Source organism: Sorangiineae bacterium MSr12523 (genome assembly GCA_037157775.1).
Classification (GTDB): domain Bacteria; phylum Myxococcota_A; class Polyangia; order Polyangiales; family Polyangiaceae; genus Pendulispora; species Pendulispora brunnea.
Map to the genome: position 1 here is coordinate 7,963,640 of CP089982.1, position 20,317 is coordinate 7,983,956.

General features: G+C 65.8%; 16 protein-coding genes and 1 pseudogene. 2 read left to right on the forward strand and 15 right to left on the reverse strand.

All coding sequences use genetic code 11. From position 1 onward, the window contains the following. Nucleotides 1-25: 25 nt before the first annotated feature. The 12 genes and pseudogenes from LZC95_31245 to LZC95_31300 form a co-directional block, all read right to left on the reverse strand. Nucleotides 26-1,090: a hypothetical protein gene (locus LZC95_31245; GenBank protein WXA90919.1), complete on the reverse strand. Its 1,065-nt coding sequence runs from the start codon at nucleotides 1,088-1,090 to the stop codon at nucleotides 26-28. Between the two features lie 63 nt (nucleotides 1,091-1,153). Then, the gene (locus LZC95_31250; protein WXA90920.1) at nucleotides 1,154-1,957 is read right to left on the reverse strand and encodes a hypothetical protein; all 804 of its coding nucleotides are present in this window, start codon (nucleotides 1,955-1,957) and stop codon (nucleotides 1,154-1,156) included. Between the two features lie 159 nt (nucleotides 1,958-2,116). After that, a complete protein-coding gene (locus LZC95_31255) occupies nucleotides 2,117-2,515 on the reverse strand; it encodes a hypothetical protein (protein ID WXA90921.1) in 399 nt (132 codons plus the stop codon). Between the two features lie 115 nt (nucleotides 2,516-2,630). Then, nucleotides 2,631-3,293, reverse strand: coding sequence for an NADH-quinone oxidoreductase subunit I (locus LZC95_31260; GenBank protein ID WXA90922.1), 663 nt, complete (start codon nucleotides 3,291-3,293; stop codon nucleotides 2,631-2,633). 11 nt (nucleotides 3,294-3,304) lie between these two features. Beyond that, nucleotides 3,305-4,678 carry an NADH-quinone oxidoreductase subunit H gene (locus tag LZC95_31265; protein ID WXA90923.1) on the reverse strand — a complete coding sequence of 458 codons (1,374 nt, stop codon included), beginning with the start codon at nucleotides 4,676-4,678 and terminating at the stop codon, nucleotides 3,305-3,307. A gap of 33 nt (nucleotides 4,679-4,711) precedes the next feature. Beyond that, nucleotides 4,712-6,340, reverse strand: a complete 1,629-nt coding sequence (locus LZC95_31270; protein WXA90924.1) for a 2Fe-2S iron-sulfur cluster-binding protein — start codon at nucleotides 6,338-6,340, stop codon at nucleotides 4,712-4,714. Nucleotides 6,341-6,390: 50 nt separating this feature from the next. Then, entirely contained in the window at nucleotides 6,391-7,605 is a 1,215-nt protein-coding gene (locus tag LZC95_31275; GenBank protein ID WXA90925.1) for an NADH-quinone oxidoreductase subunit D, read from the reverse strand. Continuing rightward, nucleotides 7,606-8,325 carry an NADH-quinone oxidoreductase subunit C gene (locus LZC95_31280; protein ID WXA90926.1) on the reverse strand — a complete coding sequence of 240 codons (720 nt, stop codon included), beginning with the start codon at nucleotides 8,323-8,325 and terminating at the stop codon, nucleotides 7,606-7,608. A gap of 160 nt (nucleotides 8,326-8,485) precedes the next feature. Then, nucleotides 8,486-8,950: pseudogene (gene nuoB, locus LZC95_31285) on the reverse strand (NADH-quinone oxidoreductase subunit NuoB). Between the two features lie 13 nt (nucleotides 8,951-8,963). Next, nucleotides 8,964-9,329 (reverse strand): NADH-quinone oxidoreductase subunit A, encoded by a 366-nt coding sequence (gene ndhC / locus LZC95_31290; GenBank protein ID WXA90927.1) that lies wholly within the window; start codon nucleotides 9,327-9,329, stop codon nucleotides 8,964-8,966. A gap of 207 nt (nucleotides 9,330-9,536) precedes the next feature. After that, a complete protein-coding gene (locus LZC95_31295; GenBank protein WXA90928.1) occupies nucleotides 9,537-10,652 on the reverse strand; it encodes a hypothetical protein in 1,116 nt (371 codons plus the stop codon). Nucleotides 10,653-10,709: 57 nt separating this feature from the next. Beyond that, the gene (locus tag LZC95_31300) at nucleotides 10,710-11,558 is read right to left on the reverse strand and encodes a TIGR02757 family protein (protein ID WXA90929.1); all 849 of its coding nucleotides are present in this window, start codon (nucleotides 11,556-11,558) and stop codon (nucleotides 10,710-10,712) included. A gap of 22 nt (nucleotides 11,559-11,580) precedes the next feature. Between LZC95_31300 and LZC95_31305 the strand changes: the two genes are divergently transcribed. Beyond that, entirely contained in the window at nucleotides 11,581-12,681 is a 1,101-nt protein-coding gene (locus LZC95_31305) for a TIGR04552 family protein (protein ID WXA90930.1), read from the forward strand. A gap of 192 nt (nucleotides 12,682-12,873) precedes the next feature. On the opposite strand, the gene LZC95_31310 is transcribed toward LZC95_31305, so the two are convergent. From LZC95_31310 to LZC95_31320, 3 genes are all read right to left on the reverse strand, one after another. Further along, on the reverse strand, nucleotides 12,874-13,185 hold the full coding sequence (locus LZC95_31310; GenBank protein ID WXA90931.1) for a tRNA-binding protein: 312 nt from the start codon (nucleotides 13,183-13,185) through the stop codon (nucleotides 12,874-12,876). A gap of 74 nt (nucleotides 13,186-13,259) precedes the next feature. Further along, nucleotides 13,260-14,027: a hypothetical protein gene (locus LZC95_31315; protein WXA90932.1), complete on the reverse strand. Its 768-nt coding sequence runs from the start codon at nucleotides 14,025-14,027 to the stop codon at nucleotides 13,260-13,262. Nucleotides 14,028-14,121: 94 nt separating this feature from the next. Beyond that, a complete protein-coding gene (locus LZC95_31320; protein WXA90933.1) occupies nucleotides 14,122-19,722 on the reverse strand; it encodes a hypothetical protein in 5,601 nt (1,866 codons plus the stop codon). Nucleotides 19,723-19,743: 21 nt separating this feature from the next. On the opposite strand from LZC95_31320, the gene LZC95_31325 reads away from it, so the two are divergent. After that, entirely contained in the window at nucleotides 19,744-20,301 is a 558-nt protein-coding gene (locus LZC95_31325) for a DUF507 family protein (GenBank protein WXA90934.1), read from the forward strand. Nucleotides 20,302-20,317: the final 16 nt, after the last annotated feature.

A 20,317-nucleotide genomic window follows, 5' to 3' on the forward strand; every position in this document is an offset into this window, starting at 1 on the left:
GACGCGTGCCCCGGCTGGGAACATCCTATTTGCGATCGGTGATTCCGAAGTATCCGAGGCCCGTGCCGATGACGACCTTGTCGTTTTCCTTCGTGGCGTCGATGCGGTTGTTGAACACGGCCAATTGCACGAACGCTCTCGTCCACACCTTGCCCAACACCGACTGGATTTCCTTGTTCACCCGCATGCGGGTGGGGGCCTTGGTCATGGCCTCTTGGCACAGGATGATGCCCCAGTCACTGGAGGGGAATGGGAACGCGTACGGATCGGCGGCCCCGGAATCGTCCCTATCGATCTTGCCGTCGGTGGTGATGACCGCAAGCTGCACGCCCGCGCCCTGGACGCAGTCGCCGTCACCGCATTTGTATTCGACGTCGAAATCCTTGGTGCCGTCGATCTGATCGGGCGTGATGTTCCAGAGATCGGTCGAGACCTTCAGGTTGTCGATGGCAACCTGGGGGACCGGCTGATTCTTCGGAATGGCCTTTACTTGGGCGCCGCCCGTGGTCGAGATCACGAGCTTGTCGGTCTTCTCGATGAATCGCTTGCCGGGGGCCAGCGGCGCGTAACGAAGCGCGAGTCCGGTTTGCGGGCTCGGGGTCAAGCCGTTGCACGCGTAATAGTGGATGTCTGGAAACACCGGCACGGTGACCTTCCACTCGCAGGTGAACGGTTTCGGCGCCCCGCTAAGACCCTCGATGGTGAGGGTGCCCATATCGTCGTCACCGAGCTCGGGATGGGTCGGCGAGTGGTAGGCAGCGCAGCCCATGCCCTCGAGATCGAGCAACCCCGTTTGCGCCTTGTCCGGCATGCGGCGAGGCGGTCGCGATTGGAGCTGCACCACCGGCGCGGGATAGACTCTGTCCGGCACTCCCGTTTTGGGCTGATTCCTCAATTCGAGCGTGATGGCGGTCGCCTGGAACTTCGTGGGCGGAGCTTGGGAATCCGGAAGCACGACGTCTTCGAAGGGAGAGACCCCGGAATCGGTTACATTCGAATTGTCGTCGTCTTTGCAGTTCGATACGGCAAGGCACCCCGCTGCGAGGGCCAGTGTACTCGAAGCATAAAAACAAACGCGCCGAAGGCTCATCAATGACTCCATGGTGAAGAAAAATTTTGCGCGAACACCCTCGTGGAAACGTCGCCTCGGACGCTATTGGGGAGGAATGACGACGGCATCGACGAAATCGGTCATGGCCCAAATATGGGTGTCGGAGGGCCGGTCGTACGTCACCACGATCTTCGACGGAATGATCGTCGGTTTGGGCATGGGCACTTGGGGTGCCGGAAGGCTGAACGACTCCCGCTCGATGAGGTACGAACTGGCCGCCTTGGTTTCGAGGGAAGCCAACTTGCCGTCGTAGTAATCCGGGAGAAAGCTGCTGGTGAACGACGCTTTGTTGAACTCGGGCAAAAGCGCCGATACCGCGTGGAAACCCATGCCGGGAATGCAATTGTCGGGGGGCGGAATGAAGAACCAGCCCGGCCCCGGCGGAAGGAGATTGTCCGACGGGAAGATGGTATTGCGGCAGTCAATCGCCACGGACTGCTCTTGGGTAAAGGTGATGAAGTGATTTTCCCAGTGAGGCACGCTGTAAATGTTGGCGGGCGCGTGACCGTGGGGCAAAATGTCGTAAGACATTCCGGTGAAGAGCGTCTGGTCCGTGAATTCCTTCGGTAGCTTCATCCAGTAACGGACGTCCGACTGAATATTGGGCGGAACGTTCTCCACGGCCGTCACGGGCAACGTCCACTTGAGGGCCCTTACCTTTTTGGTCTGCGGGTCGAGCACTACCCAGTTCGTGACCTTTTTGCCGAACAGCTCCTTGACGTCGCCCTGGACGATCGTCTGGTTCTCGTTCGAGACATCGATGGGTATACCGCCGTTCTTTGTATTCTGAACGGGGGGCTCGAGATCGTCACAGCCACCGCTGGACACTGCGAGTACGGCCGCCATGGAAGCGATAAGGAAACCTCTGATGGTCATCAAATTCACCTCGCCACTTTGCCACGCTACTACAAGCTGCGCCTGGGATCGCTTAGCACGACATACAATCGTCGCAAATCGTACAGCGATGTCGGATGAGCGCTCGGCACGCCGGCGGGGCAACTCCAATTAGTCCGCGTGCAACGTTTTGCAGCTCGCACCTATCTCCACATGGCTCATTCGCCGGGAGACGTGGACCTTCGCAAGACCATATCCACGTTCGTCCTCGATCCAGATGGTGAACGTTCCGTCCGGACGCCGCGGAAAGTGCGATGTTCCGCCGCCGCGAAGCACGATGTGATCCCCGGTCGTGCCATTGGGCGTTTCCCCGATGTAAACGGGAACGCCCGTCTGGCACAGGTTCTTCACCTCCACGTCTTTGGTGGGCGGCGGGCGGTTCAGGGTCTCCTGATCCATTTTGGGCGCCGGGCTCACACTGCTCTGTGAGGACGAAGAGCCTCCGCAGTGTGCAAGGGCAACTGCGCAGAGCCAGGGCATCGCAATGCGAAGAACGCGGCGGAGGTGCATCGGTGAGATCCTACCGATTCCTCTGCCCTTTCGAAAATTTTCGGGACGGGCGGCGCTGCCGCCGCGCGAAGGATGGAGCACCAGCGGGAAGCCGGCGCTCCGTGCTCCATTCGCCTCAGTGCGTCATATGCTCGCGCGTGACGCCGGGGTGCGTTTCGTCGCCCGGTTCGTGACGCGGGTTGGCCGTGAGGTGCGAGCCATCGCGTGAGGCCTGCGCGAGGAGCAGGTCCTTGCGGTAGATGAACTGGTCGCGCGAGTCGTAGGGGACGGCGTGCAGGCCGGTGTCCATGCGGATTGCATCGCAGGGGCACGCCTCGACGCAGTAGCCACAGAAGATGCAGCGCAGCTCGTCGATGACGAACTTCACCGGGTAGCGCTCGTAGCCGCGGCGCGGATCGCCCTCGGGGTACTCGCCCGCCTCGATGAAGATGCACTGCGCGGGGCACGCCGTGGAGCAGCAGAGGCACGCGACGCAGCGCGGGCTTCCGTCGTCGCGCTGCGTAAGGCGGTGCAGACCGCGGAAACGCTCCGGATAGGGGCGCTTTTGCTCGGGGTACGAGATGGTCGTGATGCCCTTGGCGATGCTCTCGGTCACCGGATCGGGGCGCTCGTTGCGGACCATCTCCTTGGTGTTCCGGAAGAAGTGCTTCATCGCCACCGCGAGACCTTTGAAGATCTCGGGCAGGTACACCTGCGTGGCCGGCGTCGGCTCCACGTGCGCCACCACGTAAGCATTGTTCGGAGACGGCGGTTTTTTCGGGAAGGTCGCGGTAGCCATGGTCTTTACCTTTAGAGCTGCATCGGCGTCGTTTCGGTACCGCCTCGCGCCTGGGCGAAGTTGGCGGACGTTCCGACGATCCAGTACTGACGACGCACCGGGGCGAAGAAGCCCACGACGCCGCGGATGACGAAGAAGGTGACGACCAGCGCCACGGAGAGCTGGCTCAAATCGGCCGCAATTTTCAGCCCGGACGACACCTCGCCCGACGGCTTGTCGAGGGCCAGGTAGATGCAACCGGTGAGGAACACGTTCGCCAGCGAGAGCGGGAGCAGCACGCGCCAGCCCAGCTTCATCAGCTGGTCGTAACGGAAACGCGGGAGGCTCCAGCGCACGAAGGCCTGGAAGACGCAAGTCGCGAGCACCTTCCCGAAGAAGACGACCACGCCGATGATGCTCATCCAGATGTGCGGAATGGCCTGGTGCACCAGCGTCAGATCCCCGATGGCGATCGTGAGGCCGTCGCGGTGAAGGAACGGGATGTTCCAGCCGCCGAGGAAGATCGTGACCAGGAGCATGCTGCTCGTGACGACCTCCATGTACTCGGCGAAGTAGAACATGCCGAACTTCATGCCCGAGTACTCGGTGAAGTAACCGGAAACGAGCTCGCTCTCGGCCTCCGGAAGGTCGAACGGAATGCGCTTCGACTCGGCGACGGCGGCGGCGAAGAAGAGGAAGAACGCCAGCGGCTGCACGAAGACGCCCCAGGTGTTCTCACCCTGCCAGCGGACCATGTCGTCGAGGCGCAGGGTGCCGTAGATCATGAAGGCGCCGATGAGCGAAAGGCCCATCGTGACCTCGTAGCTGACCATCTGGCTTGCCGCGCGGAGGGCGCCCATCAAGCTGAATTTGTTGTCGCTGGACCAGCCGGCGATGGCCGCGCCAACGATGCCCTGCCCGGCCAGCGCGAAGACGAAGAGGATGCCCGAATTGAGCGGCGCCACCGCGAGCTCCACGGGGCGCATGCCGCGCACCGTCTCGACGCCGAGGCGCGAGATGGCCGGAAAGATCGTGTGGCCGTCGGACGCCGCGCGGAACAGGTACTGCGGCAGAACGGTGTCGCCCATCGGGATGACCGCCACCAGCGCGAGCACGGGCATCATCGAGAGGATGGGCGCGAGGCCGAAGAGGAACTTGTCGGCATTCGGCGGGACGAAGTCTTCCTTGAAGAAGAACTTCAAACCGTCGGCCGCCGTGTGAAGCAAGCCTGCGGCGCGCAGCTCGAATTTACCGATCTTGAGCACCGCGCGGTTCGGGCCGACGCGGTCTTGCATCATCGAGCTCTGACGGCGATCGAGCCACGTGAGGAGCGCGGCGACGTTGATCAGAAAGCCGATCATGATCGCCAGCTTCACGATCGTCCAGATCCATTGCGCAGGAGTCATCGGGGTCGTTCTCTCGAGTGAGCTAAACTTGGACTACGGAGTTACCTGGGGACGCGACGGGCTGACGGCGGCTGCGTCAGGAACGGTGGGCGCGGACGTCAAACGCGCGCGCACCTGCTTCAACTTGGTCCACGACGTGTCGTAACCGAGGGCCTGGCCGACGTCGGCGACGAGCTTCCACCCGGGCTCGGAGACGCCCTGCGGTTCGATGGCCTTTTCGGTCACTTGGTGGATGCCCTTGGCGTTGACGTACGTGCCGGAAGCTTCCGCCCACGACGCCGCCGGGAGCAGCACGTGCGCCGCACGCGCGAGCAAGCCATCGTGCGCCGCAATGGTGACCAGCGCCTGCAGCCGCTCGAGCGCATTCTTCGCGCGCGGGCCCAGTTCTGCAGAAGCATCGGCCGGCGTTTCTCCGCCGAGCGCGATCACGTGGGTCACCCTTCCCGCCTCGATGTCATCGAGGAGCGACGAGAACGGGCGCACGCCGGGGGCCAGTTCGAGCACACCGCGCGTGTTGGGGTTCTTGTCCTCGTGGATGAGGATCGTGTCGTGGTAGCCCTCGGGCAGCCCCGTCGCGTAGATGGCGCGGGTGCCGAGATACGCGCCCGCGAGCTCGCGCAGTGCCCAGTTGTCCTCGAGCGAATGCTGCGCGGAGAGCACCACGGCGATGGTCTCACCGGGCACCGCTTCGAAGTAGCTCTTCGCCTCGGCGAGTGCCTTCTTCATCGCGGAGACCGAGCCCTTCACGTACGGGTCGACGACGCGATCTTCGTGGGCGCGCTTGTAGCTGAGCATGCCCTCGTCGCACATCCAGTAGGCGTTCACCTGCTCGTTGTCGCGCGGGCGATAGCGGTACACCTTGTTGTAGCGCGGGTCGTAGTCGAGGTGCGCATTGCAGCCCGTCGCGCAACCCTGGCACACCGTCTTGGCCGTGCGCAGGAACCACACGCGGGCCTTGAAGCGGAAGTCCACCGTGGTGAGCGCGCCGACGGGGCAGACGTGCTCCGTCATGAAGGTGTAATGACCCGTGAGCTCACGGCCCGGCGCGACGAAGATCTCGTTCAAGTTGCCGCGCTCGCGCATGTCGAGGACGGGATCCTTCGCCACCTCGTCCATGAAGCGGATGCATCGCGTGCACATGACGCAGCGCTCTCCGTCGTACACGATGCTGGGGCCGAAACGCACCGCCTTGGGCTTGTGGATCGGCTCGTCGCGCATGCGCTTTTGGTACTGGCCGTGCTCGAGCCAGTAATCCTGCAGCTTGCACTCGCCGGACTGGTCGCAGATGGGGCAGTCCACGGGGTGGTTCAGGAGCAAGAACTCCTGCACGCCCTTGCGCGCCTCTTTGACGTTGTCGCTCGAGTCGCCTTTCACCTGCATGCCCTCGGCCGCGGGGATCTGGCACGCGGGCTGGAGCTTCGGCTTCTGGCGCGGACGGTAGTCGTTGAGGGACGCGTCCCACTCGAGGACGTCGAGCATCATGGCGCGCTGGCCAGCCGCCGGCGCGATCTCCACGAGGCACATGCGGCAGTTGGCCGGTGCGCTCAGACCGGGGTGCCAGCAGTAGTGCGGGATCTCGATGCCTTGGCGATAGGCTGCCTTGATGATGGTTTCGCCCGGCTCGAAGGGGATCGTCTTGCCGTCGTAGGTGAAAGTCGGCATCTCGTGGAACCTATGGTTGCAGCGTCAAAGATAGAGAAAGCGGGGTGCGATCAGTGGTCACACTCGCCGCCGATCATGTTGAGCGAGCCGAAGGTCGGCACGATGTCGCTGAGCATGTTGCCCGTGATGAGCTTCGACAGGCCGCTCGTGATGGGGAAGCACGGCGGGCGAATGCGCACGCGGTAGGGCGTGCCACTGCCATCCGAGACGAGGTAGAACCCGAGCTCGCCGTTGCCGCCCTCGGTGTACGAGTAGCACTCGCCCTTGGGAACCTTGGCGCCTTCCATGATCAGCTTGAAGTGCTGAATCGTCGCCTCGATGGTCGTGTACACGTCGCGCTTCTCCGGAAGGATGACGCGCGGATCGTCCACGTTGACCGGGCCGTCGTCGGGCATGCGCTCGAGCACCTGCTCGATGATGCGCTTCGACTGACGGATCTCCTCGAGACGCACGAGGAAACGGTCCATCGTGTCGCCGCTCTTGCCGATGGGCACGTCGAAGTCGACCTCGTCGTACTTCAAGTACGGGTGCGCCTTGCGCACGTCGTACGCGACGCCCGAGGCGCGCAAGCACGGGCCCGTCCACGAAAGCGCCACCGCGTCCTTGCCGCTGATGATGCCGACGTTCTCGAGGCGGTCGATGAAGATGCGGTTCTTCAGCAGCATCTTCTCGCCCTCTTCGACGATGCCGATGATCTGCTTCAGTGCGCCGCGGCACAGCTCTTTGAAGTCACGCGTGGGCGGGGCAGCCATGCCGCCGATGCGCCCGAAGGAGTGCGTCAGGCGGGCGCCCGTTTCCTCCTCCATGATGTCCCACACCATCTCGCGGGCTTTGACGAACCAGAGGAACGGCGTGAAGGCACCGAGCTCCATGGCCATGGCGCCCGTGCAGGTGAGGTGGTCGCTGATGCGCGCCAACTCCCCGAGGGCCATGCGGTACCACTGGCAGCGGTCCGGCACTTGGATGCCGCACATCTTCTCGACGGCCAGCGCGTAGCCGACGTTGTTGAGCATCGGCGAGACGTAATTGAGACGGTCGACGTAGGGGAAAACCTGCGCCCACGTGCCGCGCTCGCACATCTTTTCGAAGCCGCGATGCAAGTAGCCGATCTGCACGTCGGCCTTGACGATGGTCTCCCCCGACAGCTCGAGAACGATGCGCACGGTGCCGTGCATCGCCGGGTGCGACGGGCCCATGTTCAGGTGCATGGGCTCTGCGGGCAGCTCGAGCTCGCCCTCTTCCAGCTCGAGATCGATGGGCTCCATTCAGCTCACGTCTTTCTGATTCGGGGGGTTCGTGGGAAGGGTCTGTCCGGGCTCGACGTGCTCCACGCCGTTGCCGTTCACTTCGCTCGGCTTGATCGCGCGAACGACGCCCTTCGGCAGCGCCGTGGGGTTCTCTTCGTCGTTGCGGTGCAGCCAATCCATGCGGCCGAAGGACATGCCTTCGTCGGCGCGGAACGGGGCCTGTTTGTCGAGCGGCACGCCGGCGTCGGCCTCGGTGCGGTACTCGACGAGGGGCTGCGTCTTCTGCGCCGGGTAGTCCTTGCGCAGCGGGTGGCCCTGAAACTCCGGGTACATGAGGATGCGGCGCAAATCCGGGTGGCCGCGGAAGGTGACGCCGCTCAAGTCGTAGACTTCGCGCTCGAACCAATTCGCGCCGGGCCAGATGCCCGTGATGCTGTCGACCTCTGCGCCGTCCATGTCCTCGTCGCCCACGCGCGTCTTCAGGCGAACGCGGTGGCGCCGCGTCGTCGAGTAGAGGTGGAGCACCACCTCCATGCGCGGCAGGCGGGTCGGGTAGTCGACACCGCACAAGTCGATGAACATGTCGAAGTCGAGCGTGGCATCGTCGCGCAGGTACTCACAGACGCTCTTCCAGCTCTGGGCGGTGACCACCGCGGTGTCGTCGCCCAGATCGCTGTGCGTTTCGAGCACGGCGGCGCCGAACTTCGACTTCAACTTCTCGAGGACGGCCTTACTCATGGCGGATCCCCCGGCCGAGGTCGCGCAGGGCCTTTTCGGCCTTCACGCGGGCCTCGCGCTCGCCGATGGTGAGCTGGTCGTCGCCGCGGCGCAGTTGCACCAGGCCGGGCACCGGATCGGTGCGGGGCTTGACGACGGCCGGCGTGCGGTCGCCGCGGGCAATCTTGTCCTGCAGGAGCATCAGTCCGTCGAGCACCGCCTCGGGGCGGGGCGGGCAGCCCGGCACGTACACGTCGCACGGGATGACTTTGTCGATGCCCGGCACCGTCGTGTAGTTGTCGTAGAAGCCGCCGCAGCTCGCGCACGTCCCGAAGGCGAGCACGTACTTGGGCTCCATCATCTGCTCGTAGATACGCCGGAGCGCAGGGGCCTGGCGCTGGCTGATGGTGCCGACGACCCAGAGCAGGTCGGCCTGGCGCGGGGAGAAGCGCGGGGCCTCGGCGCCGAAGCGCGCGATGTCGAACCGGGGGCTGGTGAGCGCCATGAACTCCATCCCGCAGCACGCGGTGACGAAGGGGTAGGCAAACAGGGAGTACTTGCGGGCCCAACCGAGAAGTGCGTCGAACCGGGTCGTGGCAAACCCTTGCTCGCTGCCCTCGAGAGTCACTGTGTTCGTCGTGGCCATCTTCTTTTCTTTCCTAGTTTTCCCACTCCAGCGCGCCTTTTCGCCAGACGTAGATGAGGGCGACGACGACGACGATGAGGAAGCCGAACATCTCGGCCAACCCGAACCAGCCGAGGGACTTGAACTGGACCGCCCAGGGGTAGATGAACACCGTCTCGATGTCGAAGACGACGAAGAGGATGGCGGTCAGGTAGAATTTGACGCTGAGTTTGATGTGGCGTCCGCCCGAGCTCTCCGAGCCACACTCGAAGGGCAGCATCTTCTCCGGGGTGGGCTTCTTGGGCCCGAGGAGCGTGGCCCCGATGAAGAAGAGGGAGGCGACGGCGCCGGCGACCCCGATGATCAGGAACATCGGTGCGTACTTTTGGATGAGGAGCATCGTTGCCTTCTTGATTAGCGCGCTATTTCGACAAGTGGAACGACTTTGGGGTGGGGGAATAGTGGTATCCCAGGGCCCTGTCAACAGAGCCTTTCACCCCCCTCCCGCTCCCGATCCCGCTCCCGAAGGGTCCAAAAAAGAATCGGGAGGGGGATCGCGAGCGGGAGGGGGAAAGACTGGACTTTTTCCCCGCGAAAAGCGGGTCCCCTACCCCGCCACCCGCGTCGCCTTCCAAGCGGTGAGCGACGGCCCCAGGGCGACCTCGATCTTCTGGAGTTCCTCGGCCAGCTCCCGTTCGCCGACACCGGCCTCGAGCGCGTCCCGGAAGCAGCCGTACGCCGCAACGTACTTGCCGCGATTGAGCAAAGCGCGCCCCAAGAGCGGCATCACCTCGGCGTTGCCCCCTCCGAAGGCGAGCGAGCGCCGCAGCGGAGCGATGGCCTCGCCGGCCCGGTCGCTGATGAGGAGGGCCTCACCGAGGCGCCGGAAAAGGTCCGCCGCGGCCACGCCCTCTTGGGCGTACTGGATGCCGATGCGAAAGACCTCTTCCGCTTGGTCGACCTCGCCGAGGTGCACGCACGCGGAGCCGAGCAGCCCCAGACCACGGGCGATGAGCCCCCGCGCATCGGGCGCGAGCATCTGCCCCTCGGGCGTGCGCAGGAAAATGGCGAGCGGCGCGGGCCATGCACCCAGCAGGGAGACGACCTTGGGCCACTCCTGCCGAAGGGCCGCAGCCTCCGCCTCGGCGACCTTGGACAGGTCGATGGCGCTGCGCGAGCCCGACGCGATGCGATCGAGCTCGTCGCGCACGTGCGAACGGATGCGCGTGCGGAAGGTCTCGAGCTCGTACTCCTCGTCGCTGCCGTCGTGGGAGACGAGCAGCTGCTGGCGCGACTTCGTGAGAATCAGCCGGCGCAGCGAGTAGCCATAGAGCGGCGCGAGAAGCAGGTAGCGCACGCCGATGTAAAGCTGAATCGCCTCGGTGTCGGTCTCACGCGAGGGCAACGGTGGATCGCGTTCCTCTTCCACGAGGAGCGCGCCGACCAAACGGCGGCGAAAATCCGCCAGGGTAAGGCGCTGGGGTTCGAGATCACCGTCGCCATCCCCCACGCCCACCACGAAGTCGACCAGCGTCTGATCTGGACTGCGCCGGTCGACGGTCAGCGCGGTGATGCGCGCGCCTACGATGATGGAAAAGGCGAAAAAGCGCTCGCCTACGATTTCGCAGAGCGCTTGGAAGCTCCCGATCCCTTCGCCGATGCGCTCGAACCAGCCATCGGTGCGGACGGCGTCGAGTGAAAAATCTTGTCGCTTTTCGGCCATACGGGAAGCTTTTACCGTGCCATGTTTCTCGTCTCTTCCGCAAGAAGCGTGAGGGGCTTAGCGCCAATGCCTACAGACGGGCATGACACCACACCCGTTACAGCGGGCACTGTCGCGGCGGGAGGGGCAACGCTGGAGCATGCCCATGTGGCAGAGCGAAAAGTCGTATTTGGTCGGGTCACCGGCATCGAGGCGCGCGAGGGACGCGGTAATTTCCTCGGTGGCGCGCCAGGTGAGTCGCTCCTGACGGGTGAGGCCGAGGTTGCGCGAGAGCTTATGGATGTGCGTATCGACGGGCATGAGCAGGTGCGAAGGCTCGACGGGCCACAGGCCGAGATCGATGCCATCGGCGGGACGAACCATCCAGCGCAGGTAAAGGAGCAGCCGTTTGACGCCGCTCGAGCCGCGCGGATCGGGAAGGAGATGCGCCGGGCCGCGGCGGGTGCGTGAGCGGAGTTTCCCTACGTCCCGGATGGCGTCGCAGAAGGCGGCCAGGGCAAGGCGAATGTCCCCGTGTTGCTGGAGCAGAGCCGCAAAATACTGGCCAAGTGTTCCGTGGGCGCGCTGCACGGCGCGGGCTCCGAGGAGAAGGCGCGCAAGGTCATCGCCGATGAAGACGCGGTGCTTCCATCCGCGCAGCCTCGCCTTGAGGGCCGCGGGATCGCCATCGGCCGCGCGCCAGGGGCTCGGACCGACGCGGTCGAGCAGATCGCCGAGTTTGGCCAAGATGGTCTTCACATTGCCGAAAGCCACCGACGCGGCCACGAGCCCGACCAGCTCCCGATCGAGCGGATCCTCGTACCGGTGCACCACGCCCACGGGATCCGATGCCCGACGCGCCGCCAGATCCGCCCGAGCACGCACCGCATCGAGCGCCGCGCGCAGTTCCTCGTCACCGACCTTCACGCTCGTACTATGACTGAAAGGGATGACGGAGGAAAAGCAGCCGGAGCGATTGAAGCGGCTCGAGGAGTTCACACTGGCGGATCTCGAGACGGTGCGTCTGATTTTGCGCGGCGATTCGGTGATCGACTGGCACCGTCTGAATTTGCGGGACGAGGAAGAGGTCCGCGAGATCTTGCTGGCGCAAGAGTTCCATCCCGACGAGCCGGCCGACCGCACGCGCATCGAATGGCTGAAAAACGAGGCCATCAGCTATTTGCGCCGCCACTTCGAGTATCCGATTCCCAAGCCGGTCGAGCGTGCCACCATCGAGGAGCTGCTCCTGCTCGCATCGACCCGCGGCCACCGGCAGACATGCGCCTGCACGATTTTGAAGTGCATGCACATCATTCAGCACCTCGAAGGGCGCGAGCTGCTCTTTCTGCTGCCGCTCTCCGACCAGGAGATCTTCCACGTCGTCGAGGAAAAGGTTTACCGGGTCATCGGCAGCATGCTCGCGGGCGGCTTTCCGATTACCGAATTCGTGGGCGGCCGAAAGAACAAAGACTCGCTCTATACGAAGTTGCTTTCCAAGCAAGATACGGTCGCCGCGCAGATTTACGACAAATTGCGTTTTCGCATCGTCACGCGATCGTACGACGATATTTTCCCGGTGATGCAATATCTATCGAAGCGACTCTTCCCCTTCAATTATGTCATTCCGGGGCAGAGCATCAATTCGATGTTTCCATTTCGGGAATACTGCAAGGCCAATTCGCACCTTCGGCCGATGCTTCCGGAGATGCAAGCAGGCAAAGACCTCGATTACACCCCGACCGACAATCGTTTCACGGCGGACACCTACAAGATTATCCACTTCGTCGTGGACATGCCCGTCCGCCTTCCCCGCCGCCTCCTCGAACGCGCCCCCTCCAGCGCCTGGGGCCTCGGGCCGGTCATCTTCGTGATTTGCGAATTCCAAATCATCGACCGCGAGACCGAAGCGAACAACGAACGCGGCGAAGCCAGCCACGCCAAATACAAAGAGCGCCAAAAGAAAGCCGTCATGCGCCGTTTGCAATTGGGCATGCGCGAAATGCGCTTACCCCCCGGCAGCGCAGGCCCTTCGAGTCGGAGAAAACGCTAGAAGATTGATTGAACAGGGAGGGGGGGAGGCGGGGAGGGAAACAACGCGAATCCCACCGGGTGCCTAGGCTTTTTTTGGTTCTCAGTTGGCCCAGTGGGCGCAATGAAAACCAAAAATTAGCCTCGGTGCGCGGTGGGATTTGTGCCGTATCCCTCCCCGCCTCCCCCCTCCCTGTTCAATCCAAAATCGTCGTCAAAAGATCTGACCGCCGTTTTGCACGGGGCGCTCGAGTGCCAGCAAGACGACGCCGTTGGGGGTGTCGACGCCGGTGACGAGGACTTCGGAGGTGAAGGGGCCGATGCGCTTCGGGGGCAGGGAGACGGCGCAGACGACTTGGCGGCCGACGAGCTGGTCGGGGGTGTAAAGCTGCGTGATTTGCGCGCTGGACGTTTTTTCGCCCAGTTCTCCGAGGTCGATCCAGAGCTTGTACGCTGGTTTTCGAGCCTCGGGAAAGGCTTCGACGCGGACGATGGTTCCAACACGGAGATCGAGTGCAAGGGCCATGGTGACGGTGCATCTTGGCCCGGAGACCGGTGCGCGTCTTGTCCGAAGCTGCGGGGCTTTGTTCGAGGCTGCGCTCAGAACGTGCCAACCACCGACAAACCGTAGCCGCTGCGGCCAATGTTTGCGGGGCTCACCCGCATTTGCAGCTTTTGTGGCGGAGGTGGCGTAGCTGGGGTGGTGTTGCGGCCTTCGACGATCACCGTGCGGCGTGGCTCGGGCCAGATGAAGGCGCCGAGGATTTGCAGCGCGCCCACGGCCTGGAAAACACCGTCGACGGCGATGAGCACGCGGTTCGTCGTGTCGCTGCTGCAGCTTCTCTCGCCCGGTCCATTGCACGGCCCGCGGTCCCCAAGGTCGAGCCATGGGCCGACCACGGGAATGAGCAGATTGCGATCGCCGTCCCGCTCGCTGGTGGTGCCGACGACCGCGGCGGGCACGTAGGCGAGCCCCAACGTGAGAACGCCTCCGAAGAGCAGCTTGCGGTTCGGCCGGTACGAGTTCGACGCAGTGTCCTGGGATACAGGAGTAGGTTGTCCGGTCTGCGATACGATGACCGGTGCCGAGGTGATGTGCGTAGTCCCTGGTGACGACGCGGGAGACTGCGGCGTCTGCGGGGTTTGTGGCGTTTGGGGGGCCTGCGGCGTTTGGGGGGCCTGCGGCGTTTGAGGTGGCTGCGGGGCCTGAGGCGCTTGCGGTGCCTGCGGAGCCTGGCCCGCGGGCGGCGCCTGCGGAGACTGAGGCGCTTGCGGGGTCTGGGCGAAGGCTTGCGCCGTCACCGTAAGGGAGAAAATAGCAGTCGTCACCGTGATCGCCGCGAGCGGCGAGCGCAAGAAGGATCTCATGGTATCGCTCCTCTCCGACGAGCGCGTTTGCCGCGTCGGTCGAAGAGGAGCCCGTGCAACCATGGTGCCCGCCAGCACGGTTGCGCCGGTTGAATTAACGCGATCCGGCGCCGTTCGCGCCCCAAATCGTGCCCGTGCGCCAGCGCAACGCCGTGGCCTCTTTGCTCAAGGCGAAGCGGGCCAAATCGCCTGCCAGCGGGTGCGAGAAGATGGTCGCCACCGAATGCTCGTTCATGCCGCCCAGCGCGCGCGCGAAGTGCGGATCCAGCGCCCGTAGCTCGTCGACGGTGGCGAGGAGATCGCCCGTGACGAGGAAGGCCACGCGCAGCTCCGCATGGGCGACGGCGCGCACGAAGGCCTCCATTTCTTGCGGCGTCGGTCCCACCGGCGCATCGAGGCGATAGGCCAGATCGGCGAGCAGCTTGCGCTGCTTGCGCCCGATGGCCCGCGCCACGCGCGGCTCGTATTCGGCGATCAACTCGGCCAGATGCCGCTCGCGCACGTCGTACGAAAACGAGGGGTTCGCGTGCCGTGCGGCCGCCGTGAGCAACGCTTGCACGTGCGGCGGCGGCAGATCCTCGATCCACGGCACCCCCAACGCCACGCGGGTGAGCGCGCGCCCCAATGCGGCAAGCTGCCGCGACTCGGGCAGGTCCAAATGGCTCTGCGGAAAGATGATCCACGGCACGTCCTGCGAGACCACCCGCGTGTAGCTCACCGCCTCGGAAACGTAGAGCTCCGTCTCCGGCAGGCGCAGAAGCCACATCAAGCGCTCGAACAAAGGCCGCAGGGGGTGCCCGCTCCGCGGCCCGACGCGGTCGCGCGAGGTGACGCCAAGCTCGTGCGCCGTGGAGCGGAACAGCTTTCCCTCGCTCCCGGAGAGCGCGTACGCCACATCGAGGAGAACATGCCGGCCCTCGGGCGGCACGACATTGTTGACCAGGCTCGCGCGGTCGAGTGGCTCGGTGCTCGAGCCGTCGAAAGCCAGGCGCCGCCCGCGCAGCCACATTTGACTCGCGTCGTCGAGTGTACCGGCCAGTGCACGCAGCTCGCGCACGACCAGCGCCTCCTCGGTGCGGCGCTCCGCGGCCAAGGTGCGCTCCAGCAGGTCCAGGCCGGCGCCGGGCGCCCGCAGCGCCAGGAACGGACGCGAGTCGGGGATGAGCAAATCGAGCAGCGTCTTCGTCGCTTCCTCGGGCCGGCCGGCGAGGCTCAATGCCGCACCGAGGTGGAAACGCGTCTCGTGCATCGCCGGCGAGAGCGCCAGCGCCGCGCGTAAGTGCGTAATTCCTTCCTCGATCTGGCCGAATTCCACCGCAAGCTGCCCCAGCGTCGAGAGACAGATCGCGTCCGGCCGATTGATCTCCTGGGCGCGCTTGACGATGCCCCGCAGCGCCGTCATGTGCGCTTTGCGGTCCAAGCCTTGCGGCGTCGTGTGCCAGGCCACGAGCCGATCGAGCAGCCCCGGGAGCCATGCGATGGCCTCGCAGAGCGCACGCTCGGAACCCGTGCGATCCTCCAAGGTGGCCCGCACCTGCGACAGATCCAGGTAAATGGCGCCCTTTTGCTCCGGCGCCGGCTCCACCCGCCCGAGCCGCTCGAGCAACGAGGCAATCTCCTCGCGCACGGGGCGCTCGTTGGCCTGCGGCGAGCTTCCGAGCCGCCGCACCAAGCCGCGCAGCGCGCGCGCACTCGTGGGATCGATTTCCAGCGCGGCGCGCAGCACCCGGTCCACCTGGTCCGGCTTGGCGAGCACGCGCTCGTAGAGGCTTCCCAGGGCAAAAAGCGCGGTGAGCCGCGGATCGCCCGACGATACGGTGTTGCGGCCATCGGCGGTGAGTCCCGGACCGCGCGCGTGCTCGACCACCGCCTCGAGCGCGTCGACCGCCTCCGGCCACGCGCGCTGGGCGATGTAGAGCTCCGCCAACGTGAGCAGCGACGGAATGTGCCGCGGCGCCACCTCGCGCACGCGGCGCATGGCATCGACGGCCACGGTGAGATCTTTGAGCTCCGTGCGTGCCAGGCGCGCGATTTCGCTGCCCAGCATGACGATGGCGTCGGGCGCATTCGCACGGCGAATGGCACTGCGGAACACCTCCACCAGGCGATCGGGCCGATGCTGATCGGCCCGCACCGTGGCCAGCCGCCCGGCCACCGGAATGGACTCGGGATCCGCATCGAGCGCGCGCTCGAGCAACTCGACGGCACGCGTGCGCCGCTGATCGGCCGTGCCCAGGCGCGCGTCCTCGGGCGCGGACAGCAGCAAATCGGCGGCCTCCAGCAAATGCCGCGCCCGGATTTTCGGATCCTGCGCGAGATCGGCCAGCGACGTCGATGCCGCCACCCCCGCCTCGCCATCGCGAAGCTGCGACGCAAAGCGCGCCGTGCCCACCGCCGCGGTGACGCTCATCACGTCCATGGCGAGCGCCTTGCGATAATGGTCGAGCGCCGAGCGCGCGGCCACGCTGGGGATGTCGCCCGGCAGATGGGAGATCCCATTGCCTTCGCTCCACGGCATGTAGAGATGCGCGAGCTCCAGGTGCATCATGAGGCGCGACGTATCGTCGCTCGGGCGGGTGCCCGCCGACTTGAGCGCGAGCAGCACGAGCAGGGCACTCGTGGCCGACGCACGCGCCACCCCATCGCCACCGCGCGCGAGGGCCACCGTGCGCCGGAAAATCGCGTCCAGCGCGTTCCGATCCTCGGGCGCATGCTCCAAAATGCGCGTGTAGACCGATGTATCGCCGCTCTCCGGCAGGCGCCACTCCACGAGGTGCGCCATTGACCAGAGCGCCCCGAGTCGCGCGATCGGCGCGTGCAACGTGGTCGCCTGCAGCGAGAGCGCATTGGCCAAAAGCGGCAGCGAATCCGTGGTGCGCGCCAACGTCTCCAAGGTGCGCAGCGCCGGCAGGTGCGCCGTGTCGCGCGCGGTCACGGCCTCGAGCAAGGTGATGGCCCGCCGCGGCTCGGCCTCCGATTCGACCAGGAGCATCGCCCGCTCGAACGCACCGTGGCTGCCGCCGCCTTCGAGCTTGCCCGAGGGATCGGCCACGTCGGGTCCGAGCCGCGCCGCCAGGCGAACGAGCCGCTCGAGAAGCAGCGGATGCGACGGCGCCTCACCCAGGGCCCGCGAGTACAACCCTGCGGCCCCCTCGTCGTTGCGGAGCGAGTACTCGTCGATCTCGGCCGCGCGCAGCAGGTGGCGCACCCGCTCGAACGGCGTATCGGACTGGTTCGCCTGCGCAATGAGCTCGTCGCGCAGCGCGGCCCAATCGCCCAGAGCCTCGAGCAACCGCGGAATGGCATCCGGCGGCACCGGATGCGCCGGATCGAGCTGCTGCACCGCGCGCAACGCCGTGATGGCGTCGGGCACGCGCGCGAGCCGGCTCTGCACGATTTCCGCGCGCGCGAGCCATAGGTAAATCTTCGACTCGTTGTCCTTGGTCGCCTCGATGCGGTCGGCCAGCGCGGCTGCCGCTTGCTCCCAGCGCCCCGCCGCTTCGTACAGGCGCACCTGGAGCGCCCGCGCTTCCTCGTGCGCCGCGTTCTCGCGCAGCACATCGTCGATGAGCGAGTGCGCGCGCTCCGGATCCTCGAAGGAAAAGGCCGCCGCCGCGCGCGTCTTCAGGTCGAGCGCCTCGTCGCGGCGCTCCGGTGCGGAGGTGATGCGCGCCTCGTCGAGCAGCGCACGACCGAGCGCCCTCGCGTCCCCTGCCCTCGCCGCCGTTCGCTGCAGCCCCACGATGGCACTTCGCCGATCGGGCTCGATGTCGAGCACCTGCTGGAACGCACGCGCCGCCAGCGGCGCATCGCCCAACGTCTCCTCCCAGAGCAACGCCGCGCGCTCCAGGTAACCGACCCGCCGCACGGGGTCCTTCACCTCTTCAGCGGCGTGCATGTAAATCGCAATCCGGGCGCGCGCCTCCGTCTGCTCGACGGGCGCCGGCGTGAGCAACCGCGTGAGCGCTTCCACGACCTCGGCATCCGCCGGCGCGGCCGACAGCGCCGCGCGCAAGTGGAGGATCGCCTCCGCGGGCCGGCCCATCGCCTCGGAAATTTTCGCAGCGCGCATCAGCAAGCGCGCCCGCTTCAGCGGATCCTCCGAGCGCGCCGCGACGTCCGCCCAGAGCTGCGCGCGCCGATCCTCGCGCCCCACGCTCGCGAGCAAACGATCCGCCGTTTCGAGCAAGGTGGGATCCTTCGGGTCGAGCGCGCGCGCCCGCTCCACATCGGCCAGCGCCGTGGCGGTGTCGCCCGCGCGCTCGGACAAGGCGGCCATGAGGCGCAGCTCGTAGGCGAGCCGGCGCGGATCTTCGATGTAGTGTGCACGCGCCCGGCGCACCCGGATGGCATCGCGCAATCGCCCCGCCGACTCGTGGAGCACCACGAGCAGGTCGAGCACGCGGCGGTCCACCGTCTCCGCGGTGGGCGCGCGCGAGTGCGCCCGCTCGAGCAAGGTCACGGCGCGATCCGTATCCCCGAGCCGCGTGGCCGCCAACGTCGCAGCGTCCAGCTCGAGCCGCGCGCGGCGTGCGGGCTCCGTCTCCACCCCCGACTCCTCGACGAGCAACTCGAACAGCGCGGCCACGTCGTTGTGACGGGCCGCATGCCGCACACAGGCGCTTCGCACGGGGCCCACGCCCGGATCCAGCGCCAGCGCCTGACGCAACGCGCTCCAGGCAGCCTTGGCGTCGCCCAGCTTGCGGTCCAAAATGCGCGCCCGCTCCACGTGAAGCCACGCGGCAAGGCGCGGCTCGCCACCGTATGCATCGGCCATACGCCCGAGGTGCGACGCCAGACGCTCGCAGACCCCCGACGGCGGGGCATCCCGCCCGGCATCGCGCACCAGCGCAGCTTCCAGCCCTTTCAGACCGGCAGCATGCCCCGAGACCACCGCGAGCGGGGCCTCCCAGGCCTCGCGAACTGCCTCGGATTTCTCCTCGGCCGCCTCGAGCAGACGCGCCTTCTCGGCAAGCAGATCCGCCCGCTCGCCATCGCCCGTGGCCGCCAGGATCTCGTGTTCCAGCGGCTCGAGCAGCACACGCGCCGCCCCGCGCGCATGACGCGCACGGCGCACCAAGGCATGGGCCATCACCAGCGATGGCTCGATGCGAAGCGCCGCCTCGGCGTGCTCCAGTACGCGCGCACCGTCGCCCGCGGACTCGTCCAACACGGCGAGCTCCAGGTGCGCACGCGCCAGGGCCAGCTTGTCGTCGTCCTTCTCGAGCACGGCCACCCGCGACTGCAGCTGCGCCGTCAACTGCTCCAGCGGCGATTCGACGCGCACCCGCACCTCCGGCGGCGGCACACTCGGCGTCTCTCCCCGCGCGGCGACCGGCGGCGGCGGGGCCGAATGGCTCTCCCGCGGCAGCGGCGGGGCCGGTCGGGTGCGGGGCGGCAACGATGGCTTGTCGACCGATCGGGGTGCGCTCGGGGGGACAGGCGGGGGACGCCGCTTCGACTCGACCGGTGTGGTCGGCTTTGCGACCTGCTGTGCCTGGCTTGCGGCCTCCAGCAGCGTGGAGCGCGCTTCTTCGACGTTCCAGCCCTCTTCCAAGTCGAGCAGCGACAACTCGACGGTCCGTACTTGGCCAAGACCAGAGGGAGCAGGGGGAGCAGGGGGGTTCGCCTGCGGGGCCGCTTCGGGGGCGGGCGGGATGCTCGGAGGCTGCAATCCGGTCACCGTGTCACTCACGATCTTTTCCTCGCAGGATGTATGGCGCCCGTTCCGCGCCGGGTAAAAGAAGGGTACTGTGCCAGGATGCGTTTATTTAGCGGGCGGGTGGCGCCCATCGCGGCCGAAGTCGTTCGCATTCTGATTGCGGCGGGTGACATCGAAACCGAATCACCGAAAGAGGTTCAAGCCGACGTCGAGGCAGTGCTTCGAACTTACTTGGCGGCGGAGCGCGACGTGAACGACCGCACCAAGGAGCTTCTCGAGCGCACAGGACGTTCGATGAACGACTTTGGCCGCGTCCGCAATCAAATCGCCGAGACCAAAGGTATCAAAGTCGGCGATGAGATGCTCGATTACGTATTGGACCAGGTCGTCCAAATATTTCACCACTCCGCAAACGTAGAAGAAATTTTCGTTGAAGACGTAGAACTGCGGCGAAAAATGGCTGCGGTGTTCAAAAAGCACATGGCGCTGGACGGCGAAATCGATGCAGAGGTTCGCGCGCAATTGCGGCATGTCAGTGAGGGCTCACGCACGTGGGAAGTCGAATATGCGCGCGTCCTGGAGCAGGTGAAGCGGAAGAAGGGAGTCTCGTAGCGATGAAGGGGTCCCC